Genomic DNA, 21,872 nt, shown 5'->3' on the forward strand with positions numbered 1-21,872 from the left:
GGCCGGCCCGTGTCGCCGTCCGAGAAAGGAGCGTGCCGCGTGAGTCCCACAGCGGCTCAGCCGTACACCTATCGCAGGAAGGAACTGACGGAACCCGACTGGCGGCGATTCCCGGGCTGGAGCGACACCACCCGTGCCGACTGGGAGTCACCGCAGTGGCAGCGACTGAACTGCGTGCGCAACGCGAAGCAGTTACGGACCGTGTTGGGCGACCTCGTCGACGAATCCTTCTACGCCGATCTGGAGCGCGACCGGGCTGAGCGGGCCACCATGTCCGTCCTGCTGCCGCCCCAGATGCTGAACACGATGGCGAGCGGGGTGACGGTCGCGGGGGCCGGCAGCCTGACCGACGCCTTCTACGCGGACCCGGTACGCCGCTACATGCTGCCCGTCTTCTCCGACCGGCGCGCCGACTGGCCGTCGCACCCGCGGGCCTCACGAGACGCCCTGCACGAGCAGGAGATGTGGGTGGTGGAGGGCTTGACCCACCGCTACCCCACGAAGGTTCTCGCCGAGATCGTCGCGACCTGCCCGCAGTACTGCGGCCACTGCACCCGCATGGACCTGGTCGGCCAGTCCACCCCGGTGGTGAGCAAGACCCGGTTCGCCGCGAAACCGCAGGACCGCTTGGCCGCCATGGTCGACTACCTGCGGAGGCATCCCCAGGTGCGGGACGTCGTTGTCTCCGGCGGGGACGTGGCTAATGTCCCGTGGCCCCGGCTAGAGGCCTTCGTGTCGGAGCTGTTGGACATCGACAGCATCCGGGACATCCGTTTGGCCTCCAAGGCGCTCGTCACCCTGCCTCAGCACTGGTTGTCTGGAGAAGTCCTCACCGGCATGGAACGCCTGGCGAAGGTAGCCCGCGACCGGGACGTTCAGATCGCCGTGCACACCCACGCCAACTCCGCCGCCTCCGTCACCCCGCTGGCTGCCCGTGCCGCCCGCGCGGTTCTGGAAACCGGCATCCGTGACGTACGCAACCAGGGCGTCCTGATGCACGGCGTCAACGACACCACTGAACAACTGCTCGACCTCTGCTTCACACTGCTCGACGGCGCCGGCATCATGCCGTACTACTTCTACCTCTGCGACATGATCCCTTTCAGCGAGCACTGGCGGATACCGCTGTCCCGGGCCCAGGTACTGCAGGACGACATCATGGGCTATCTTCCCGGCTTCGCCACGCCCAGGATCGTGTGCGACGTGCCCTACGTCGGCAAGCGGTGGGTGCACCAGGTTGCCGAATACGACCGGACGCTCGGCATCTCGTACTGGACGAAGAACTACCGCCTCCCCGGCGAGGCCCAGGACACACAGGCACTCACCCGTCGGCACGAGTACCTCGACCCGATCCACACCCTGCCGCAGGAAGGCCGCGACTGGTGGCGCGCCTCCGTCGACGAAGGCCGAACATGGAACTGACGACACACCACGATCTACGTATCGCGGTACTCGACGCCGCCGACGTGGCCAGCGGCGCGGCGCTCAAGCGCATCAGCGACGCCGATCTCCTGCGCATCGTCGACCCCACCCCGGAGCATTATGCGGAGTTGACTCCCCACGGGTTCATCTTCAAGCCACAGTGGCTGTTCTGGACCCGCCCTGTGTACCCCACCCTCGACGCGTACGTGGACGCCCTCCAGCCGCGGATGCGCAAGTCCACCAGGCACGCGATACGTCAGACCGAGTCCGGCCACCGGCTGGAGGTGGAGGAGGCGATCGACCCCGCCCGGCTGGACACCTGGTTTGCGCTGTACAAGCGCCACATCGGTACTCTGCCGCGGGGAACCCTGTACGCCGCCGAGGATCTGGAGTGGTTCCGGACCCACCCCGAGCAGGTCGTTGGCATCTACCTGTACAGCGGTGACCGCATGGTCGCCGGACTTCTCTGCATGAAGGTGCCCCGGCACAACATGCTGCGCATGACCTACTACGCCTGCGACCCGAGCCACCCCGACCACGGCACCACCCGCTTCATGTATGTCCAGGTCGGAGTGGTCGCGGCCGAGCTTGGCTACGAGATCCTGTCGGCCGGAGCCGACCCGAACTTCTACGGCCACGACGTTGCCACCGGGCTGTACTTGCTCAAGCGGCGCCTGGGGTTCCGGGCAGACCCGCTGTGGCGCTACGAGACAGACGATCCGCCTGTGCTGGAAAAGGTCCTGTCCCTGGACCGGTGCGAGGACCCGTCCTTCTGCGTGGGCTATGGGGACTACGACGTCAGGCAGGCCCCGCTCACCGGGTACATCATGTCCCGCGACCCGGGCCCCGCGACGGAGCCCTTCCACGCGCCCATGCTCGCTTCCGTAGTGCCCTACCACCTTTCCGACCGATGAGGGGACAACCGACTGTGCCCGGACTGCTGATCCTGGACTGGGACCCGCACTACCGCACCTACGTCCTGGAGTCGTGCCTCGCCCTCGGCATCGAGGCGCACCTCGTCATGCGCGAAGCGCCGCCCGCACTGCCCGCCGGCGCCGAGCGGGTCCACGTACTGCCGGGCTTGTACGACGACCCGCTGCAGTGGGTCGGTGAACTCGCGGAGTACGTGAACCTGCACGGGCTCTCGGGCGTCTTCACGCACGAGGACGAACTCGTCGAGCTGAGCGCCGCCCTGAGCGACGAGCTCAGCTTCCCTGGCGCTTCCCTGCCGGCGGTACGTCTGTGCATGGACAAGTCCGCCACCCGCGACCGGTTCGCAGCCGCGGGGGTCCCGGGACCCCGATACCGCGTGGCCTCGTCGCTCGACGAGGCGAGGCGGGCGCTCGACGAGCTGACCCTCCCGGTGGTGCTGAAACCCGTCGCCGCCTCAGGCGGCCAGGGGGTGACCCGGCTGACGGACGTGAGCGCCCTGCCCCAGGCCTGGGAGTGGGCCGTCGAACCGTACGCGTACCTGCCGGCCGTCTACCACCGGGTCATCATCGAGGAGTTCCTCGAAGGACCCCTGGTGAGCGTCGAAGCCGCGGTCGTCGACGGCGACGTGCACGTCGTCACCGCTACGGACGGGCTCCAGACCATCGAGCCGGTCAGCCCGACCCAATCGCGGTTCGTCTACGACGCCCTGCTCGTCCCGACCCGGCTGCCCGCCGAGGACTACGAGGCGATGGCCCACTGGACCCGCGAGGCTGTTCGGGCCCTGGGCATCCGCACCGGCATCGTCCACACCGAGTTCAAGCGGACCCCGCACGGGGTGCGCATCGTGGAGGTCAATCCTCGGCTGCCCGGCGTCTACATTCCCGAACTGGTCCACCGTGCCCTCGGCATCGATCTCGCTGGCGCGGCCCTGCAACTGGCCCTGGGCCGAAGCCCCGACCTGACGCAGAAGCACCACAGAGCCGCATGCGCACGGCTCCTGCTGGCCCGTTCGTCCGGACAGGTGCGCGCGGTGAAGGGCACCGACGAGGCGGCCGCCGCACCGCACGTAGTCAGGGCGTGCCCTTTCGTGGCACCCGGCGACGTGGTCGCTCCGCCCCACGAGGGGAACATCGAAGTACGGCTCGGCTACGTGCTCACCGAGCACAGCGATCCGCACGGCGCGCTACGGGCGGCCGACGAGGCACTCGCCCGGATGACCGTGCGGATAGAGGGCCCCGAGACCGTACAGGCGGCCCCGTAGATGCCCGCCTACGAGGGCGGGGAAGCGGTCCCGCGTAGGGAAACCGATGCCCTGCTCCGGCACGTGGAGGCCGAGCGCAGCCGGCACGGGATACCGGGCCTCGCCCTGGCCATCGTGGACGGGACGGGCGTGCTGCACGCGCAGGGCTTCGGCCGCACCGGCGCGCAGGACGAAGCGGAGGACGTGTCGGCCGCGACCCTGTTCCGGCTCGGCTCCGTCACCAAGCCGCTGACGGCGACCACAGTGCTCCGGCTACACGACCGCGGGGTGATGGACCTCGACCGGCCCGTCGTCGACGTCCTTCCCGCACTCGCCGACTGCGGCTACCCAGCGGTCGACCGGATCACTGCGCGCATGCTCCTAGGCCACACAGCCGGGCTCCCGCACGACTTCTTCCCCACCGGCCGGGGCGACCCGGCCGACCTGCCCGAGATGGTGCTGCGGCTACTGCGGACGTATGAGCCGGTTGCCCCGCCGGGCACCGCGTACTCGTACAGCAACCCGGGTTACGACCTGGCCGGGGCCATGGCGGAAACCGCAGCGGGGACGCCCTTTCCGCAGCTTGTCGATGAGCTGGTGCTGCGCCCGCTGGGCATGGCGTCGACGACGTTCGATCCGGTCGTGGCGATAACGCACCCCTTTGCCTTCGGCCACCGGTACGGAGCCGACGGGACCCTCGTCACTGAGGGGCAGGTCGCTGACAACGTCGCGCACTATCCCTCCGGGTTCGCCCTCTCCAACGTCCTCGACATGGGCCGCTTCGTGGCGGCACACCTAGGCGCCGTGACTGTAAACACGGACCGACTGCTCACCGAGGAGTCACAGCGGCTGATGCGCACCGCGCACGCCCGCCTCTTTCTCCCGGACGACACCGAGAGCACCCTCGGCTTCCACCGGTGGCGGTGGCAGGGGCACCCGGTACTCGGTCATGTAGGCGACATCTGCGGGTACGGCGCGTGGCTGGCCATGCTTCCCGACCGCCGTATCGGAGCCGTGCTGCTGGCGAACGCGATACCGCCCGGCTTCGACGGGAAGTCCCTGGTACACCGGATCCTGGTAGCGTGCGCACCCGGTCCCGCCCGCCCTGATCCCGGCACCGCGACCCGCCCGGGCAGCGAAGAACAACCGGCCGACGCGTACCCCCGCGGCAATGCCGGCGTGTTCGTCGGCCAGGCCACGGGCCTCGTACGCCTCGCCGAAGAGGCGGACGGCCTGACCGCGGAGATCAACGGGCGGCACCTCAGGCTCCGCCCCGCGGGGAACGGCCGTTTCGAAGGCGGCGGGCCCGGCGACGAACCCCTCGTATCGCTGGGCTTCCCCGGAACAGGTCCAGGCTGCGCCAACTACGTGATGGTCGACGGAGAACTCTGCAAGCGGTTCGACGAGAGCCTTCTCGCCACACCGGACCCCGCCGACCTCGCACGCTACACCGGCACGTACGCCCGCCTCGACGAGGTCACTGTCTTCGTCCGGGACGGGCAGCTTCACCTGTACTCCCAGGAGGACCTACGCGAGTTCAGGTGCCTGCCGCTGACACGCACGATGTTCGCCTTCGAAGGAGGGGTGATCGATTTCATGGTCGACGAAACCGGGAAGGCCCGTGCCATCCGGGCCCGTAACGCCGTCACCCTCCACAGGACCGGCCCCCAACCGTGCGCCGACTCGACCGAGGGAGTCAGGCGGTGACCGCCCCGCTCACGGCCCCGGGCGAGGTGGGCGCGACGCGGCCCGGCGATCCGCGCCCCGTCGCGTTCCGACTCGACACTGTGGGCCTCCACGCCTCCGTGACCGACCCCGCCCTCACCTCCATGACGCTCCTCAACGACATCGCCGGGCGGTATCCGCAGGCCGTCTCCTTCGCGGCCGGCCGTCCCTACGAGGGCTTCTACGACACCAGCTCGCTACCCCGCCAACTGCGTGCCTTTGAGGAACACCTGGCGAAGGAGGCGGGCCTCAGCCCGGACGACGTCCGTCGCACCTTCTTCCAGTACGGCCGCACCAAGGGCGTCATCCACGAGCTGATCGCCCGGCACCTGGAGCTCGACGAGGCGCTGACCGTCGACACCGAGTCAATCGTGGTCACCACGGGCGCCCAGGAGGCGATGGTCCTGGTCCTCCGCGCGCTCCGCCGCGACACGCAGGACGTCGTCCTCGCCGCCGCACCGGCCTACGTGGGGTTCCTCGGCGCGACACGGCTGGTCGACATGAGCGTGCGGCCCGTACGCGAAGGCCAGGGCGGCATCGACCTGGACGACCTGACCGTGCAGATCCGCCGGGCCCGGCAGGAGGGACTGCGGCCACGAGCCTGTTACGTCGTACCGGACTTTGCCAACCCGAGCGGCGCCACCATGTCCCTGGAGGACCGGCAGCGGCTGGTGGACCTTGCTGAACAGGAGGACATCCTGCTCCTTGAGGACAACCCGTACGCGTTCTTCCACGGCGGATCCCTCAGACTCCCCACACTCAAAGCCCTGGACCGGTCACGGCGGGTCGTCTACTTCGGATCGTTCTCCAAGACCGCCTACGCCGGTGCCCGCATTGGATACGTGGTCGCCGACCAGCCCGTGACCAGGGACGGCTTCGGGGCCGTCCTCTTCGCTGACCAGCTGGCCCGTCTGAAGAGCATGCTGACACTGAACACTTCCACCGTCGCCCAGGCGGCGATCGGAGGCTTTCTCGTTGAGAACGGGTGCAGCATGGAACGCGCCACCCGGCGCGTCGCAGCCGTCTACCGGCGCAACCTGGGGGCCGTGCTCGACGGCCTCGAAGAGCGCTTCGGTAGCCGCTCCGGCTTCCGCCCGGCCAACGCGGTCTCATGGAACAGTCCGAGCGGTGGCATGTTCGTAGTCGTCACCCTCCCCTTCGTCGCGGACGACGCGGCGCTGGAACGCTCCGCAGCGGAGTTCGGCGTGCTGTGGACCCCGATGCACCATTTCTACGGCGGCGCAGCCGGGTTCCACCAGATCCGCCTCTCCTTCAGCGTCCTCACCCCGGAGCAGATCACCGAGGGCCTCGACCGCCTCGCGTCCTTCGCCGCCACCGGACCCCGGCTCGACCCTTGAACCACTGCAGAACGGACCCCATCATGACCGAACCCACCGAGGCCGGCAGCACGGCTCTCTCCACCGTCCACACCACGGACCACGGCACTCTCACCTGCGGTGACGCCCTTGACTGCCTGCGCTCCCTGCCCGCCGACAGCGTCCGTCTCATTGTCACCGCTCCGTGGTTCCAGGGCCCCTACGTCATCGACTCGACGGATCCGACCTCCCCTCGGTTCGGGGACTGGCTTGTGACGTTCATGGAGGAGTGCGAGCGCGTCCTACTCCCAGATGGCAGCGTCGTCCTTGAACTGGGATGCACTTGGGCCGCCGACCGACCGGTCCGCACCATCCAGCACTACGCGGCACTGTCCCGGTTGGTCGGCGAGCACGGCTGGCACCTGCTCCAGGAGCTGTACTACTACAACCCGCAGCTGATGGGTGCCTGGGACACCTGGGGAGGCCCAGGCGCCTCACGACTCAACGACTGTGTCAGCAACTTCTACTGGCTCTCCCGCACCCCCGATGTACCGGTGGACACCGCCCGAGCCCTCGAGTTCCAGAACACGCTGGTCAACCAGTCCGGAAACCTGCTGGCCCTTGGGGACACGTACGCCGACCACCTCCACATGCGCCAACGTGCCTCCGAGGGCAAACCGCCGGAGCCGGAGCGCAACCCCGTCTCGGTCCCCCTCTACTTCATCAAACTGCTCACCCAGCCTGGCGACCACGTGGTCGACCCGTTTGGTGGCACGGGCTCCATGGCAATCGCCGCCGAACTGACGCGACGCCACTGGACCTGCAACGACCTATCCCGGGACGCCGTCGACATCGCGAAGGACCGCCTCGCCCTGCTTGACAGACACGCCGCGCACTGACGGGGCACTAGGCTCCGACAGCGCCGTCACCGCGCTGCAGGTCCTTCCAGCCTGCGGCCTCGATTGATGCTGACGACGCTGTCCAAGGCGACCGGGCGGGGCACCGGTCAGCCCAGGAGCCGTTCATCACGGACAGCGAGGCGGACATGACGACAGCGCCCGGCTGAGATGAGGGATCCCGCACTGGCGAAAGGCTTACGGGAGATCTCGATCGCTCCTCTGCGTGCTGAAGCACTGCGTGAGACGAATCACCCCGACCAGGTCTCGGGTAGAAATGTCAGTGCCCAGGTCAAGACCCCAACCGCTGAAGCAATGAATGGTGCCCGACAACGGATGCTCGGATACGGCGACGCCCGCAACGAATCATCGGCGCCCGGCCGCACCCGCTGGTGCGACGTGCCCCCGGACGAAGCCGTCGCCCAGGTGGTCACGCACATCCGGCGGTTTCGCCCCGACGTCATCGTGACTCATGACGCGCTCGGCCAGCTCACCGGGCACCCGGATCACCGGCGCACCCACCAGGTGACGCTGCTCGCTGTGGAAGCAGCCGGAATCGCTCACCTCCACCAGGAGGCCGGCGAGCCGTGGCAGCCCCGCGCGCTCTACGCGGCCACCCACCCTCAGTCCGGTATCGGCGACCTCGGGCCGCTGCTGCGCGAGGTCGGCAAGACCCTGCTGGCCATGCCGGACGAGTACGTGACCGCCGCCGTGAACGTGACGGAATGGCTCGACCGCAAATGGCGCGCGATCTGCTCCCACAGCAGCCAGCTCGAAGGCGAGCGACCGCTGCCAGCGCTGCTGTCCCGCGTCGATACGGAGATGCGGGACAGCATTCTGGCCACCGAGTACTTCACCCGCTTCAGCCTCCCGACCGGCGGCCCCGTCGCCTCCGCGTTCACCGGCGGTCCGTCGTCCCGGTGACGCCCCGTCGCGTCTGACCAGCCCCAACCAGTGACCTCGGCCCACCCGATGACACGGACAAGGAGATTCATGCCCAGTTCATCCCACCTCTCCGGCCAGACGACCGATCCGACCTCGACCGGTGCCTCAGCCCCGGACCCGTACCGGGCCGCCAACGGACCAGCCGTTGCGATGAGGACCGGGCGCTGCCAGTGCGGGAACATCGTGTACCAGGTGGAAGGCATCCCGGACGATCCGCATCTGTGCTCATGCCGACACGCCTCGCCCTGGTCGGTGCGGATGGTGCGGGGGTCGAGTCGGCTGAGGTCGAGGCGGCCAGGGTGAGGGGTGGCGCGCGAGGCGTTGCCGCGTGCATAGCCGTCGCGGTCGACCCGTCGGCGGCATTCCACCGCGCCAAGGACGCCGACGTCCGGTACATGCGCAACCGGCATCCACTCCTCGACCTAGGCTGGTCGCGCAGTGACTGCGTCCGCTACCTCACCTCACTGGGCCTGGCGGACACGCCCAAATCGAGCTGTCTCGGCTGCCCCTTCCACGGAAATGCGCAGTGGCGGCACATCCGTGACAGCAGCCCGGATGAGTGGCGGGATGTCGTGGAGTTCGACGCCGCCATCCGGCAGGGAAATGCCCGCGCGAACAAGAGCGGCAACCCGCTGCTCGGGCAGGCGTTTCTCCACCGCTCCCGGGTGCCGCTGAGCGAGGCGCCGATCGACCACGTCACCGCAGCCGAGTGGGCCGCCCGCCAGCACGAGCTGGCCGACGCCAATGAACTGGAGCAGGGCGTGGTCGACGGCTGCTCTCCCTGGGCATGCCGCGGTGACGCCGAGCCGATGCAGGACGACTTCGGGCTGGCTTCTTGATACTGGACCTCTTCGCGGGTCCGGGCGGGTGGAGTCACGCGCTGACCGTGCTCGGCGTACGGGACGTCGGCCTGGAGTGGGACGAATGGGCGTGCAAAACCCGTGCAGCCGCCGGGCAGTTGACGATCCGAGCCGACGTGGCAATGTATCCGGCATGGCCGTGGGTCGGCCGGACGCGGGGGTTGATCGCGTCTCCACCTTGTCAGCAACACCGTTGCGTTAGCGCTGTGAGCGGCTGTTGAGGCCGTGGGCGAAGAACGCGACGGTGGTGTGGACGGTGTAGTTCTGGGCCTTCTGGGGGTGCTGTCCGGCGTTCGGTCCGTACTTGCTGGTGGGGTTCTTGCGGGTGCGGGCCTTCACTCGTTGCCGTCGGTGGGCGGGCAGGAGGTCGCTCAGGGCGGCGTGGCCGATCGTGCCGACCAGGTCGATGGGGGTGCCGGGGAAGATTCCATGGCCGGCGGTGACGGTGTCGGTTGCGGCGGCCAGCAGGACGGTGAAACTGATCCGTTCCCTGGGTACTTCCGGCCGCCTGGTCAGGGCGTCGTCGCCGGCGCGGATCAGAGCCTGGTAGGCGGTGAGCAGGGCGTAGACCTCCTGGTCGAGGCCGTCGGTGCTGCGGGAGCGCAGGACACGGCCGTCGAGCATCGTGGCCTTGATCGAAAAATACGTGGTTTCCGCCTGCCACCTGCGGTGATAGAGCTCAACGAGCTCGGCGGACGGATAACGGACGGGGTCCAGCAGGTTGGTGATCAGCCGCCATTGCTCGGTGCGGACGGTGCCATCGGCCAGGGTGACGGTGAGGGCCGCCTCGATTATGCGCACCGGCAGCAGCACCGGCAGGACGCCGTAGCCGATGCGGGCGATGTAGGAGCCGTCGCCCAGGTGCTCGGCGGGGGTGGGGACGCGGCGGGCCCCGGAGCGCACCAGGAACCGGGCCCCGCTCTGATGGACGGCATCAAGGAACTCGTTGCCGTCGAAGGCCGTGTCGGCGAGTAGGAGCATTGTCTGGTCCAGGGAGGTCAGAAGCCGCTTGGCGTAGGGGAGTTCGCCCTGGGACTCCGGTCCGAAGGCGGCGGCTATGAGCGCGCGGGTGCCGCACTCGACCAGGGTCAGCAGCCGCAGGAGCGGATAGCCGAACTCCAGACCCTCCCCGGCCCGTTTGGGGTAGTGCCAGGTGAGCGTCTCGTCGTCGGGGGTGTGCAGCAGGGTCCCGTCGACGGCCACCGTGCGCAGGCCCCGGTAGAAGGACCCCTCCTGCCCGGGGCGGGCGACGGGCCCGGCAAGCGTCTCGAACAGACGCCGCAGAGGTGCGGCCCCCACCCTGCGCCTGGCCCGCGTCAGCGAGGAGACCGCAGGACGCACCAGGGCCAGCGGGGTCAGGGCGGCAGTCAGTTGGGACCACACCGTGCGGTACGAGCGGTGTTCGAACAGCGCGAGAGCGAGCACGAAGTACACCACCACCCGAGAAGGCAGCAGCCGCAGGCGCTTCTCGCGCCGGCCGGTCTCCTCCAGCACCGCGTCCACCAGCGCGAAGTCCACGACCTGGGTCAACTCCCCCAGATGACCCGGCGCGAACACACCCCGGGCTGTCTCGATCGTGGACGTGATGACAGACTTCTCCTGCAACGGGACCCCTGACCTTGATCGACTCTCTTCGCCGATCGTTGATCTATCAGGTGGTCCCGTCGCGCTGTTCAGCAGGGCTTGACTTACAACTCAAAGACCAAACGCAACGGTGTTGACCTTGTCAGCAACACCGTTGCGTTAGCGCTGTGAGCGGCTGTTGAGGCCGTGGGCGAAGAACGCGACGGTGGTGTGGACGGTGTAGTTCTGGGCCTTCTGGGGGTGCTGTCCGGCGTTCGGTCCGTACTTGCTGGTGGGGTTCTTGCGGGTGCGGGCCTTCACTCGTTGCCGTCGGTGGGCGGGCAGGAGGTCGCTCAGGGCGGCGTGGCCGATCGTGCCGACCAGGTCGATGGGGGTGCCGGGGAAGATTCCATGGCCGGCGGTGACGGTGTCGGTTGCGGCGGCCAGCAGGACGGTGAAACTGATCCGTTCCCTGGGTACTTCCGGCCGCCTGGTCAGGGCGTCGTCGCCGGCGCGGATCAGAGCCTGGTAGGCGGTGAGCAGGGCGTAGACCTCCTGGTCGAGGCCGTCGGTGCTGCGGGAGCGCAGGACACGGCCGTCGAGCATCGTGGCCTTGATCGAAAAATACGTGGTTTCCGCCTGCCACCTGCGGTGATAGAGCTCAACGAGCTCGGCGGACGGATAACGGACGGGGTCCAGCAGGTTGGTGATCAGCCGCCATTGCTCGGTGCGGACGGTGCCATCGGCCAGGGTGACGGTGAGGGCCGCCTCGATTATGCGCACCGGCAGCAGCACCGGCAGGACGCCGTAGCCGATGCGGGCGATGTAGGAGCCGTCGCCCAGGTGCTCGGCGGGGGTGGGGACGCGGCGGGCCCCGGAGCGCACCAGGAACCGGGCCCCGCTCTGATGGACGGCATCAAGGAACTCGTTGCCGTCGAAGGCCGTGTCGGCGAGTAGGAGCATTGTCTGGTCCAGGGAGGTCAGAAGCCGCTTGGCGTAGGGGAGTTCGCCCTGGGACTCCGGTCCGAAGGCGGCGGCTATGAGCGCGCGGGTGCCGCACTCGACCAGGGTCAGCAGCCGCAGGAGCGGATAGCCGAACTCCAGACCCTCCCCGGCCCGTTTGGGGTAGTGCCAGGTGAGCGTCTCGTCGTCGGGGGTGTGCAGCAGGGTCCCGTCGACGGCCACCGTGCGCAGGCCCCGGTAGAAGGACCCCTCCTGCCCGGGGCGGGCGACGGGCCCGGCAAGCGTCTCGAACAGACGCCGCAGAGGTGCGGCCCCCACCCTGCGCCTGGCCCGCGTCAGCGAGGAGACCGCAGGACGCACCAGGGCCAGCGGGGTCAGGGCGGCAGTCAGTTGGGACCACACCGTGCGGTACGAGCGGTGTTCGAACAGCGCGAGAGCGAGCACGAAGTACACCACCACCCGAGAAGGCAGCAGCCGCAGGCGCTTCTCGCGCCGGCCGGTCTCCTCCAGCACCGCGTCCACCAGCGCGAAGTCCACGACCTGGGTCAACTCCCCCAGATGACCCGGCGCGAACACACCCCGGGCTGTCTCGATCGTGGACGTGATGACAGACTTCTCCTGCAACGGGACCCCTGACCTTGATCGACTCTCTTCGCCGATCGTTGATCTATCAGGTGGTCCCGTCGCGCTGTTCAGCAGGGCTTGACTTACAACTCAAAGACCAAACGCAACGGTGTTGACCTTGTCAGGCTTGGTCGATGGCCGGTAAGCGCCTCGGACTGGTGGACCAGCCACTGGTGCACCAGGCGGTCGCCGACCTCGCCGCCGGACGCGACACCCGCGAGCAGCTCCTCGCCGCCTGCCGGGACGAGCGCTCGCTTCTGGCCGCCGAGCCCATGCGCTACCTCCACGCCTTGCACACGGCCGGCGAGCCGGAGTGGGTCGCCATGGAGGAAGTACCGGACGTCCTGCCACTGTGGAAGCAGTACGCGGCGACTCTGCGCCGCTGGGGATTCTCCGTCTGGACCGGCATCCTCAACGCCGCCGACTACGGCGTCCCGCAAACGCGGAAGCGGGCGATCCTGCTCGCTTCCCGGGTCCGCACCGCCGGGCCTCCCCCGCCGACGCACGCCCGGCTCCCGGAGCCCGAGTCGCTGTTCGGGCTGGGCCGCGCACGGTGGGTCTCCATGGCCGAGGCCCTCGGCTGGGGCGCGACCGACCGGCCCGTTCCCACTGTGTGCGCCGGCGGCGGCCCCGGCGGCGGACCGGAACCGTTCCCCTCCGGTTCACGCAAGACACTCTCCGACGCCCGCGACCGCGGCACCTGGACGCCCCGGCCGGACGGAATCGTCCTGCAGTCCCGCAGGGAAGGGGCCGGCTGGGCCGCCCGGCACGGCACACGCGACAACCGGCCCGCTGATGCCCCCGCCCCCACGTTCACGGCGGAAGCTCACCGCTGGTCCTGGTCTCTGCGTAGCAACAACCAGGCCAACGCCACCGTCCGGTCCATCGAGGAGCCGGCCGGGACGCTGTTCTTCGGCCACCGCGCGAACGAGTGCACCTGGATCGCCGAACCCCGCGCCGCCCAGCCGGACGCCGAGCGCCGGGCCACACCGGAGCCGATCCGGATCACCGCCCGAGAAGCGGGCCTGCTGCAGACCTTCCCCGCCGACTATCCCTGGGCCGGAAACAAGGGACAGCAGTTCTCCCAGATCGGCAACGCCGTACCTCCGCTGCTCGCCGGCCACCTCCTCGCCCCTCACCTCAACCGGCCCCTCAACCCCGACGACTTCACCCTGGCCGCCTAATGGCACACACCCCCGACCACGAGGACGACGACCTCGACCCGACCCCGCCGCCACAGCCCGTGTACTACGCCGAGCAAGCCCTCCTCGGCGCCCTCCTCCTCGAACCCCAGCGCCTCGGCGACGTACCCGGCATCGGTCCGGACGCGTTCTCCACCGCCGCGCACGCCGCTCTGTTCGCCGCGTTCCGCTCCCTGCCGGCCCCCGATCCGGCCCAGCACGCGCAGAACACCAAGTGGCTCAACCTGGTGCTCACCACCGCTCGCGAGCAGGCCCGCGGGCTGACCGCCTCCTACCTCCACACTCTGATCCAAGTCTGCCCCTGGCCCCGGCACGCGCCCGCGTACGCGAGGATGATCGAGGCAGAGCACGCCCGCCGCCGCCTGCGCGCCGGCGGCCAGCGCCTCGCGCAGACCGCGCGGGACACCTCGCTCCCGCACCCGGTCGCGACCACCCAAGCAGCAGCCGACTCCCTCGCCAGCGTCGTGGACGACCTCGCAGCCCGCTTCCCTTCGCACGCCGGCTCCCTGCCCCGCACCCCCCAACCCGCGCCGACCACCGCCCCGTACGACGTCGAAGAAGCAGTCGACGAGGAACGGCTGCTGCTCGGCACCGCGACAGCGCACCCCACAGAGGTCGAACAGATGCGGTGGCTGACCCCGGACGACTTCACCCACCCTCTGCACACCGGGCTGTGGTACTGCCTGACCGCCCTGACCCGGCGCCGAGCGCCCGTCGACCCGGTCACCGTGCTGTGGGAAGCCCAGCACCGCGGCCTACTCACCACAGGCGTCGAACCCACAGATGTGCTCGACCTCCTCGGAAAACCGGCTGGCTGCCCGCAGCACTGGGGCGAACAGATCCTCCAGCGCGCCGTCCTCGCGACCGCGCACCACGTAGGCCGCCGCATCGAGGCGTTCACCGACGACCCGGCAACAACGCCGTACCAGCTCGTCATCGGCAGCCGCCGCGCGCTCGCCGACCTGTCTGCGGTACGCACCCGCTGGCAGCACGCCACCGCACCCGCACCCGCACCCGCACCCGCACCCGCACCGGCGACGAAGCCTGCACGGCCCAGGGCAACGCCCCCACCCCGGGCCGGCCCGCCGCCTACCACGTCGCCGCCCGCTGCGCGCATCTCCCGCTGACCCCGAACCCGCCGGTGGCCGGACCCCACGGCCCGGCCACCGGCAGAAACGAGCACCCCTTCGTGCCGACACCCACCACCGACGCGCATGTCCGCCTCGACACCCACCCCATACACCCCAGCGCCATAACCGCCACGATCACCGGCCCCCGTCCCCACCTCGCACGCGCTCTGCTGACCGCCCACGGCTTCGAAGCCATCAACGAGCGCACCCTGGTCATGGCCCGCATCGACCACGAGGAGCCCCACTGGGCCGAGAAGGCCGCCCAGGCAATGACAGCGGACGGAATCACCACCGAGATCAGCCCCCGGCTCCACGAGGCGATCGACGAGGAGTGGACCTGGGCCAACTATCCGATGCCCTGGTGCAGCCGCGAGGAGATGCGGGAGGTCTCCAACGAAGCCCAGAAGATCTACGACGACATCCGTCTCGGGCGCCTGATCATCCACGCTCATGCCGACGACAGCGGCACCGTGGTCGCTGTCGGCACCTACCCCGACAGCGGCAAGAGTGTCTACCTGCACGGCGAGAACCATCTGCGGCAGGTCGCCGACACCTTCGACTCGCCCGCCCGTGCCCTGGCAGCCTTCGAACGCCTCCACGGCGACACCATGCGCCCCGGCCCCGCACCGCTGACCGACACCGAGCGCCACGCCGCCGACGCCCGCACCACCCTCGGCACACCAGCCGCACACCCGGAGCCCGCCGTCCCGAAGCCGGAGATCGTACCCGCCTACGCCGCCGACCCCGGCGACCACGACTCCATCCTCGACCAGTTCCTCGCCGCACACGGCGACTGGGAGAAGTGGAGGACCTGGTCCGACGACACCACCCACGCGATCCACGAATCCCAGACACTGCGTATCGAGCGCGTCCACGAAGCCCACCCGCGCGAGACCGCCTGGACCGTGGCTGCGTACGAGTCCCCTGTCTCGGAGCGAATGTGGCACCTCACCGCGACCGCCTCCACTCCCGCGCCACTGCTCCAGACACTGCTGAAGCACCTGGCCGAGGGCGACGGCTGGGACACCGCCATCGGCGGCCCCATCAATGAGAAGACTGTTGCCGCCGCCACCAAGCCGCTCACCGACGCCGGCTGGGAACACACTGTCGACGGACGCTGGATCCGCTGGACCAACCTGACCGGGGACGCCGGCGTGCAGTTCGACGCCTTCGCCGCCCAGAAGGCGAATAGCCCCCTCGCCACCTGGACCGTCTGGGCGGGCCCCAGCATCGACCAGCCAACCTGGACCGTCACGGCGTCCCCGCACGCCCCGACTTCGCTGCTGGCCGACCTCACGGAGACCATCGCCCACGAAACCGGTACCCGCCGCGCCGATACCGCAACGCGCCCCCGCAGCGTCTATCTCCGAACCGCGCCACCAGCCAACCCCTCGACAGCGACCGGACCCCTGGTCAGCCGTCGTCTTTGAACCGGACACACCCGAGTCGTGCGCTGCTGCCGACCGGCAGCCGCCTTGCGCCCCGTGAGCCCGGTTTCCGTATCTGCCCTCGTTCGGGGCACGTCCTACCCAAGACCGGCCCTCACCCGCACACCGCCCAGAGGGGCAGCACGGGATCGATCTCCTCGTCAGTCACACTTGCTACGCCTTGCCCCGAATCTCCCTCGTAGCGCGGCTGTGACTTGGTACGTTCGGGCGCATGACACCGCGTTCAATGGATCTGCGCAAAGAGCCCGTGGAAGCCGTGCTGGACCGTGTCGAACGGTCGCTTGGGGTGCGCCTGAGCCGGGAGGCTGTGGTACGTAAGCGCCGGTCTGTGGGCGCGCGTACGGACCGCAATACGTGGGTGCGGATCGAGCGTCGCGGACTCGATCGGATCGGGGTCCAGGGAGGGGACGGCACCGCGTCCGCCGAGGCCCTTCGCGGGATCGCGAAACCGGCCTGGCTCACAGGCGTCGCATGGCGGGACGACACAGAGCCGGTGATGTGGCGGGCGGACGAGACAGAGCTGCTGCCGGCGGCACCGGTGAGCAACGCCGTAGTGGCGGAGGATCCACAGCTGCCCGAGGAGTGGTGGAAGGCGCTGAACGCCACGCTGGATGCCTTGGCCACGCAGCACACCAACCGCATCGCGACACCAGACACTGAGACCCTCACGCAGGACCTGGTCAGCGGAACGATCCACAGCGTGTTCCCGGGCGTCGATACGACCGTGGCCGAATGGCGGCCGGCCCATGCAGATTTCAACTGGGCGAATATCACGGCGCCGGTGTTCTGCATGTTCGACTGGGAGGACTGGGGCATGGCCCCCCGCGGCCTGGACGCGGCCAGTCTGTGGGGGGCCTCCCTCGCCGTCCCGGCTCTGGCCGACCGCGTCCGCAGCGAGCGGCGTGAGGATCTGGAGAGCCAGGACGGCATGCTGATGACGCTGTTCGTCGCCGCGAAGATCCTCGGCCCTTACGCCGATCCCGAGGACCCCCGCCTGGTCCCCGCGCGGAAGACAGCGGAGCAGCTGCTGCAGGAACTTCAGTCAGACTGACGGGCTTTGAGGAGCTGCCGGTACTCCCGGACCACGTTCTCGTCGACCTCGTACGCCAGGGCCTCGGTCAGCTCCCGCAGATGGGCGACGTCGTCTGTGCCGACCGCGACCGCGTCGACCCGAGGGAGGCCGTACGAGGAACGGAAGGCAGCCTGAATCTTCGTGGCGGACGGGGAGCCTCGCAGGAAGATCCTCGGATCGAAGCGTTCCCACACCGCCTCGGCCGTACTTCCGCCGAAGGGGCTCATGCCCCACACCTGCGACGGGCACCACCGCATCGCCAGGGCCTCGGCCGCTTCGAGGACGTCGACCCCGACCAGCAACCCCGCTCGGGCCATAAGGACATCAGGGCTTGGCACGTCGAAGTCCATGAGCGAGCGCGGATCCCAGGTCGAGACGCCCCAGCAACGGCAGAGCCCCGCCTGCGCTGCGTCGGCCAGGATCGTGCACGCCTGTTCCAGCGTCTCGGCGTCGGGTGCCGAGCGCTCTGGGTTGTGGAGAAATACCAGATCAGGCTCCCGCCCAAGATCCTTGATGGATTGCTCGACGGCTACGCGGAGCCGGGCGGGAGCGAGGCTGTGCCCCTCGGGGAAATACCCGACCTTGGTGGAGACCGAGAATTTCGGCAGAAGATCGCCTGCCGTCGCCTTCAGGACCTCGTGGGAGCGATGACGCAGGTAGTTAGACGCGGTGTCGAGGCGTGTTACATCGAGGTCGGCGGCTGCTTCGAGTAGGTCACGGGCGTGACCAGACCGGTGTAGCCCGAGGACGATAGTTCCGTCAGCGGTTCGCACAGCCCCTCCGTGATCAACAAGTCGGCCAAAGTGATGATGTCGTCGGGGGCACCCTCGAGGTAGATCGGGTGACCTGACAGGAGCGCACGCAAGCTCGGTTCTGCGCGCTCGTGGAAGGTCAGCCGCTTACCGCCACCGCACACTTGGACGGTGTCACCGGAGCGGACGATGGAGGGCGCGAACTCGGTGACGGCCGCGACTCCGTCCGGCCGACCGAAGGCGGCCACGTGCGGCATGTGGCGTGCGGGTGGGGTGCTGGACCGCAGTTCGTCCAGGTACCGCTCTGGGCTGTAGGTGGCGGCCAGGGCGCTGAGCTTGTCCGTCAGCACCTGGTGTGCGGTGCCCTGGGCGCCCTCCAGGTCGTGACGGAACGCGTCGTCTGCGCGGGCGGCGTCAGAGAGGAAGTTGGCCCAGGTGACACCGGTCCGTTTGGTGAACCCGAACGTCACGTGCAGGGAGTGTCCACCACTCCCCGAGCCGAGGCGGGTCGCGGTGTGCCAGAAGCCTCGTGGGATGTGCATGACGTCCCCGGCCCGCATCGTGCCCTTCCACAGCACTTCCTCGGAGGGCGTGCGATTGCGTTCCGCGTCGCGGTACATCGGCGCCGGCCGCGAGGGACCGCGCACTTCCCACGACTTCTCGCCAGAAAGCTGCACGGCGATGACCTCGTGGTCATCCCAGTGCAGATGGAATCCGTCGGTGTCACCCACCGCGAGGTAGGCGTTGGCAGAGGTGAGTTCGCCGGACCACCAGCCCAGGGCCCGGCAGGCGACTTCCAGCGTCGGATCGAAGAAGTCCACGTGATCCAGGACCACGGTGCCGCCGTCGTTGAGAATTCGGCCGAGGGCCGCCATGTCGGCCTGGCTCACCGCCTGCCTGCGCCGGTTGACGTTGGTGGACAGGAACGTCGACGGGTGCACTTCCTCGCCCTCGGCATAACAGCGCAGCTGCGGATTGGCCAGATGGCGGCGCTTGATCAGGTCCAGCAGTCTGAGCGGAGTCAACAGCCGTGCGGGCAGCTCCGGGTCCGTGAGACGGGCGCGCGCGAACGCGGTCCCCACGGAACCCGGCCCGTCCCAGCCGAGAGCTTTCTCGATGTGGCTGACGAGCCGGTGCTCCATGGGTTCCCCTTACTCTTTCGGGAGGTTCAGGTCGCGGTTGTCGCCGTCATCTCCCGCGCTGTTCTGCGAGCTGGTGATGTCGGACCGCTCGGACTCGCTGCGGTCGTGGGCGGTCGCCAACTCCTCCACGGCGATCAGAAGCGCGGGGCTGGTCCCCGCCACCTGGGTGGATGCGCTCTCTGCCATCTCGTGCCCTCCTCTTCGACTTCTCCCGACCGGCTCCGGGCGAAGGACCTGAGTTAACCCGCCTCCATGGGATGGCAGTAGGGCGGGATTCGGACAGCGCCGCAGGGTGCCCCCCAGGAGGGCACAGGATTGATAGAGGGTGACTCAAGTTGGATTAACCCGGACGGCCGCTGCGACAGTGACCTGCGTGATTTCCGATGACGTGACCGACGCCCCACCCCTGGTCTACGCCGACAGCGTGGACATACCCGTGCTGTTCCGTGACGGGCCGGCCAAGCGACCATTCAAGCAATGGCGGACGGCGAAGCACCTGCCGTGGACCACGCCGGGAGCCTTTCCAGGCAAGGATGGCTGGTACGCGCCGACGACGACGTGGCGGGAGGTCGTCAAGGCAGCCACCGAGGTAGGCCGTGACGTCACGCCCTGGTTGCACCAGGCCCCGCGATTGGCACGAGGTGAACTGGTCGCCCGCGTCTCCCCTCTGTACGCCTACCTCGGCATCCACGACGTCACCCCGCGGCATCCGCTCCCCCACACGTCGGGCCGGCGCCTGACGGTCAACGCCGTCTACGAGCACGGCACCGAACGCTCCGCCAAGACCATGCTCGGCTACCGGCTGGGCATGACGATGGCGGAATGGGCATGCCGCTCGTTGATGGGGCTGGGCCAGACCTGGCACATCGAGGACGGCGGCCCGATACCGGCTCTGGAGAATGACTCTGTTGCGCAATTCGTGGCGGGTCATGCGGTGAGCTGGTAGGCGAGGCGTTCGAGTCGGCTGGAGCGGGTGCGCCGGAGAGGGCTGTCGGTCCAGTACGCGTCGAGTCGGATCACGTTGATCGCGGTGGCGGAGAAGGCGTGCTGGAGGCGGACTTTCGGCAGGCCGCGGTAGCGGGCCTGGCGGATGTCGGTGATGTCGAGGGCCTGGTTGATGGTGCCCTCGACGCCTGCCCGCAGGGCGTATTTGTTCTTCCAGGTGTTGGTCTGCTGCTCGGCGCGGGCCCGGGCGAGGTTCTCGTGAAGTTCCTGGGGTCTGAGGGTGAGCATGCGGCGCCCGGGTTTCGAGGTGGTGCACTGCTGTTGGAAGGGGCAGTCGCGGCAGGTCAGGACGCTGAAGGTGATGACGATGGCGTCCTTGCCGTGCTGTTTGACGGGGTTCCAGTGGGAGCTGGTCTTCCCGGCGGGGCAGCGGACCTGGCGGGTCTTCCAGTCGATGGTGAAGGCGTTCTTGGCGAAGCCTTCCGCGGCCTTGGCCTGCGCGGAGTGGTCCAGAAGGACCGGGGTGACCATGCGGATACCGTCCTTCATGGCCTTGGTGATCAGGTCGGCCGACGGGTAGCCGGAATCGAGGTAGTGCTCGGCCGGCTTCACGCCGTGCCCGGCGAGCTTGCGCTGGATCGGCGCGGTCGCCTTCACGTCCGGCACGGTCGCGTCGGTCGTGTGCACGTCGGTAATCAGATTCGGCTGCACCCCTGCTACCGCTTCGGCTTCGGCTTCGGCTTCGGGGAGTGTGCCGCATGTTTCGGTGAGGTGGACCTTGTAGCCCAGCCAAAACAGGTCCTCGCCTTTGGCAGCCCAGCGTGCGTCGGTGTCGTAGGGGGAGGCCAGGCGGAGTTGGCCGGGCGGGACGCCGTCGTCGGCGTCCCGCTTCCTGATCACCTGCCGTCCCCGCGTGTCGCTGCGGATGGTGTAGGTCTGCACGAGGACCTGCCGCAGCAGGCCCACGGCCTCGATCTCACGGATCCATACCGGGGTATCGGCGGCCCAGGCCGCCCGGCATAAAGCGAGGGCGTCCTGACCGAAGACCTGGGCGAGGCGGTCGCGCTTGGTCTGCGAGGACGGCATCCGCCAGCCATCCACCCGGGGCCCGTACCGCTGGGCGAACTCCGCCACATCGATCCGGCCGGCCAGCCACGACGGCGCCGCAGTCGCGAGGGCCTCCAGGGCCGCCCGCACGCTCTCCCCTGCCAGCTCAAGACGGTTCAAGTCCCGCACCGCACTGATCACATGGGTGGAATCAGTACGCTGCCTGCCTCCGTCCCCCACCAGGCCGGCGTCCTTGCAGTGCTCAAGGAGCCGGTCGAAGACCACCCGTTCCATGCCGTTGTCCGCGAGCCGGGCCCGGAACCTGGACAGCACACTCGCGTCGAAACCGGTGTCCGTCAGCTCCATCCCGAGCGCGTACTTCCAGTCGATCGCCCGCACCATCATCGCCGCGGCCTGCCGGTCGGTGAGGTCCTCGCAGTACTGCAGCACCGTGACCAGCGACAACACCCCCGGCGACAGCCCCGGAGCACCCCGCACCCCGAACGCCCCCGCGAACGGCTCATCAGCGAAAATCCCCGCCAGACGGTCCCGGGCCCGTATCGCCAGGCTCCCCTTCGGGAACGCCGCCCGAGCCACCCTCACCGTCTGCTCCGGGATCTCCGGCAGCCCCACCGGCCGCATCGACA

18 protein-coding genes and 2 pseudogenes are annotated in these 21,872 nt (G+C 68.9%); 14 read left to right on the forward strand and 6 right to left on the reverse strand.

Annotated elements, in window-relative coordinates:
• Nucleotides 1-39 precede the first annotated feature (39 nt).
• From FEF34_RS04720 to FEF34_RS04765, 9 genes and pseudogenes are all read left to right on the forward strand, one after another.
• Nucleotides 40-1,422 (forward strand): KamA family radical SAM protein, encoded by a 1,383-nt coding sequence (locus FEF34_RS04720; RefSeq protein ID WP_199800640.1) that lies wholly within the window; start codon nucleotides 40-42, stop codon nucleotides 1,420-1,422.
• On the forward strand, nucleotides 1,413-2,336 hold the full coding sequence (locus FEF34_RS04725) for a GNAT family N-acetyltransferase (protein ID WP_138051995.1): 924 nt from the start codon (nucleotides 1,413-1,415) through the stop codon (nucleotides 2,334-2,336). Before FEF34_RS04720 ends, FEF34_RS04725 begins: the two co-directional genes overlap by 10 nt.
• 14 nt (nucleotides 2,337-2,350) lie before the next feature.
• On the forward strand, nucleotides 2,351-3,616 hold the full coding sequence (locus tag FEF34_RS04730; RefSeq protein ID WP_171052821.1) for an ATP-grasp domain-containing protein: 1,266 nt from the start codon (nucleotides 2,351-2,353) through the stop codon (nucleotides 3,614-3,616).
• Nucleotides 3,617-5,302 carry a serine hydrolase domain-containing protein gene (locus FEF34_RS04735; RefSeq protein ID WP_138051997.1) on the forward strand — a complete coding sequence of 562 codons (1,686 nt, stop codon included), beginning with the start codon at nucleotides 3,617-3,619 and terminating at the stop codon, nucleotides 5,300-5,302. It begins immediately after the preceding gene.
• The gene (locus tag FEF34_RS04740; RefSeq protein WP_325063618.1) at nucleotides 5,299-6,678 is read left to right on the forward strand and encodes an aminotransferase-like domain-containing protein; all 1,380 of its coding nucleotides are present in this window, start codon (nucleotides 5,299-5,301) and stop codon (nucleotides 6,676-6,678) included. The genes FEF34_RS04735 and FEF34_RS04740 overlap by 4 nt, the downstream gene beginning before the upstream one ends.
• 23 nt (nucleotides 6,679-6,701) lie before the next feature.
• Nucleotides 6,702-7,535 (forward strand): DNA-methyltransferase, encoded by an 834-nt coding sequence (locus FEF34_RS04745; RefSeq protein ID WP_138051998.1) that lies wholly within the window; start codon nucleotides 6,702-6,704, stop codon nucleotides 7,533-7,535.
• 312 nt (nucleotides 7,536-7,847) lie between these two features.
• On the forward strand, nucleotides 7,848-8,456 hold the full coding sequence (locus FEF34_RS04750; RefSeq protein WP_325063619.1) for a PIG-L family deacetylase: 609 nt from the start codon (nucleotides 7,848-7,850) through the stop codon (nucleotides 8,454-8,456).
• Nucleotides 8,457-8,704: 248 nt separating this feature from the next.
• Nucleotides 8,705-9,316, forward strand: coding sequence for a hypothetical protein (locus FEF34_RS04760; RefSeq protein ID WP_234043055.1), 612 nt, complete (start codon nucleotides 8,705-8,707; stop codon nucleotides 9,314-9,316).
• Nucleotides 9,313-9,522: pseudogene (locus FEF34_RS04765) on the forward strand (DNA cytosine methyltransferase); the annotation flags it as partial. The gene FEF34_RS04760 and the pseudogene FEF34_RS04765, both read left to right, overlap by 4 nt.
• A 13-nt stretch (nucleotides 9,523-9,535) precedes the next feature.
• Here the strand turns inward: FEF34_RS04765 and FEF34_RS04770 are convergent.
• Both FEF34_RS04770 and FEF34_RS04775 read right to left on the reverse strand, forming a co-directional pair.
• Nucleotides 9,536-10,942 carry an IS4 family transposase gene (locus FEF34_RS04770; RefSeq protein ID WP_138052000.1) on the reverse strand — a complete coding sequence of 469 codons (1,407 nt, stop codon included), beginning with the start codon at nucleotides 10,940-10,942 and terminating at the stop codon, nucleotides 9,536-9,538.
• A 138-nt stretch (nucleotides 10,943-11,080) separates the two neighbouring features.
• Nucleotides 11,081-12,487: an IS4 family transposase gene (locus FEF34_RS04775; RefSeq protein WP_138052000.1), complete on the reverse strand. Its 1,407-nt coding sequence runs from the start codon at nucleotides 12,485-12,487 to the stop codon at nucleotides 11,081-11,083.
• A 116-nt stretch (nucleotides 12,488-12,603) separates the two neighbouring features.
• On the opposite strand from FEF34_RS04775, the pseudogene FEF34_RS04780 reads away from it, so the two are divergent.
• The 4 genes and pseudogenes from FEF34_RS04780 to FEF34_RS04795 all read left to right on the forward strand — a co-directional run.
• Nucleotides 12,604-13,671, forward strand: a pseudogene (locus tag FEF34_RS04780) (DNA cytosine methyltransferase); the annotation flags it as partial.
• Nucleotides 13,671-14,816 (forward strand): DnaB-like helicase N-terminal domain-containing protein, encoded by a 1,146-nt coding sequence (locus FEF34_RS04785; RefSeq protein WP_138052002.1) that lies wholly within the window; start codon nucleotides 13,671-13,673, stop codon nucleotides 14,814-14,816. The pseudogene FEF34_RS04780 and the gene FEF34_RS04785, both read left to right, overlap by 1 nt.
• 62 nt (nucleotides 14,817-14,878) lie before the next feature.
• Nucleotides 14,879-16,249, forward strand: a complete 1,371-nt coding sequence (locus FEF34_RS04790) for a DUF317 domain-containing protein (RefSeq protein WP_138052003.1) — start codon at nucleotides 14,879-14,881, stop codon at nucleotides 16,247-16,249.
• Between the two features lie 229 nt (nucleotides 16,250-16,478).
• Nucleotides 16,479-17,318, forward strand: a complete 840-nt coding sequence (locus FEF34_RS04795; RefSeq protein ID WP_171052822.1) for a hypothetical protein — start codon at nucleotides 16,479-16,481, stop codon at nucleotides 17,316-17,318.
• Here the strand turns inward: FEF34_RS04795 and FEF34_RS04800 are convergent.
• The 3 genes from FEF34_RS04800 to FEF34_RS41030 are packed head-to-tail and all read right to left on the reverse strand — an operon-like array spanning nucleotide 17,306 to nucleotide 19,419.
• Nucleotides 17,306-18,112, reverse strand: coding sequence for an aldo/keto reductase (locus tag FEF34_RS04800; RefSeq protein ID WP_138052004.1), 807 nt, complete (start codon nucleotides 18,110-18,112; stop codon nucleotides 17,306-17,308). The genes FEF34_RS04795 and FEF34_RS04800 overlap by 13 nt on opposite strands.
• Nucleotides 18,022-19,233 (reverse strand): JmjC domain-containing protein, encoded by a 1,212-nt coding sequence (locus FEF34_RS04805; RefSeq protein WP_138052005.1) that lies wholly within the window; start codon nucleotides 19,231-19,233, stop codon nucleotides 18,022-18,024. The genes FEF34_RS04800 and FEF34_RS04805 overlap by 91 nt, the downstream gene beginning before the upstream one ends.
• A 9-nt stretch (nucleotides 19,234-19,242) precedes the next feature.
• The gene (locus FEF34_RS41030) at nucleotides 19,243-19,419 is read right to left on the reverse strand and encodes a hypothetical protein (protein WP_171052823.1); all 177 of its coding nucleotides are present in this window, start codon (nucleotides 19,417-19,419) and stop codon (nucleotides 19,243-19,245) included.
• Between the two features lie 187 nt (nucleotides 19,420-19,606).
• On the opposite strand from FEF34_RS41030, the gene FEF34_RS04810 reads away from it, so the two are divergent.
• Nucleotides 19,607-20,179 carry a hypothetical protein gene (locus FEF34_RS04810; RefSeq protein ID WP_234042277.1) on the forward strand — a complete coding sequence of 191 codons (573 nt, stop codon included), beginning with the start codon at nucleotides 19,607-19,609 and terminating at the stop codon, nucleotides 20,177-20,179.
• Here FEF34_RS04810 and FEF34_RS04815 read toward each other — a convergent pair.
• Nucleotides 20,161-21,867: an IS1182 family transposase gene (locus tag FEF34_RS04815; protein ID WP_138057288.1), complete on the reverse strand. Its 1,707-nt coding sequence runs from the start codon at nucleotides 21,865-21,867 to the stop codon at nucleotides 20,161-20,163. The two genes, FEF34_RS04810 and FEF34_RS04815, sit on opposite strands and share 19 nt — an antisense overlap.
• Nucleotides 21,868-21,872: the final 5 nt, after the last annotated feature.

This window comes from Streptomyces marianii (genome assembly GCF_005795905.1).
Taxonomy (GTDB): Bacteria; Actinomycetota; Actinomycetes; order Streptomycetales; family Streptomycetaceae; genus Streptomyces; species Streptomyces marianii.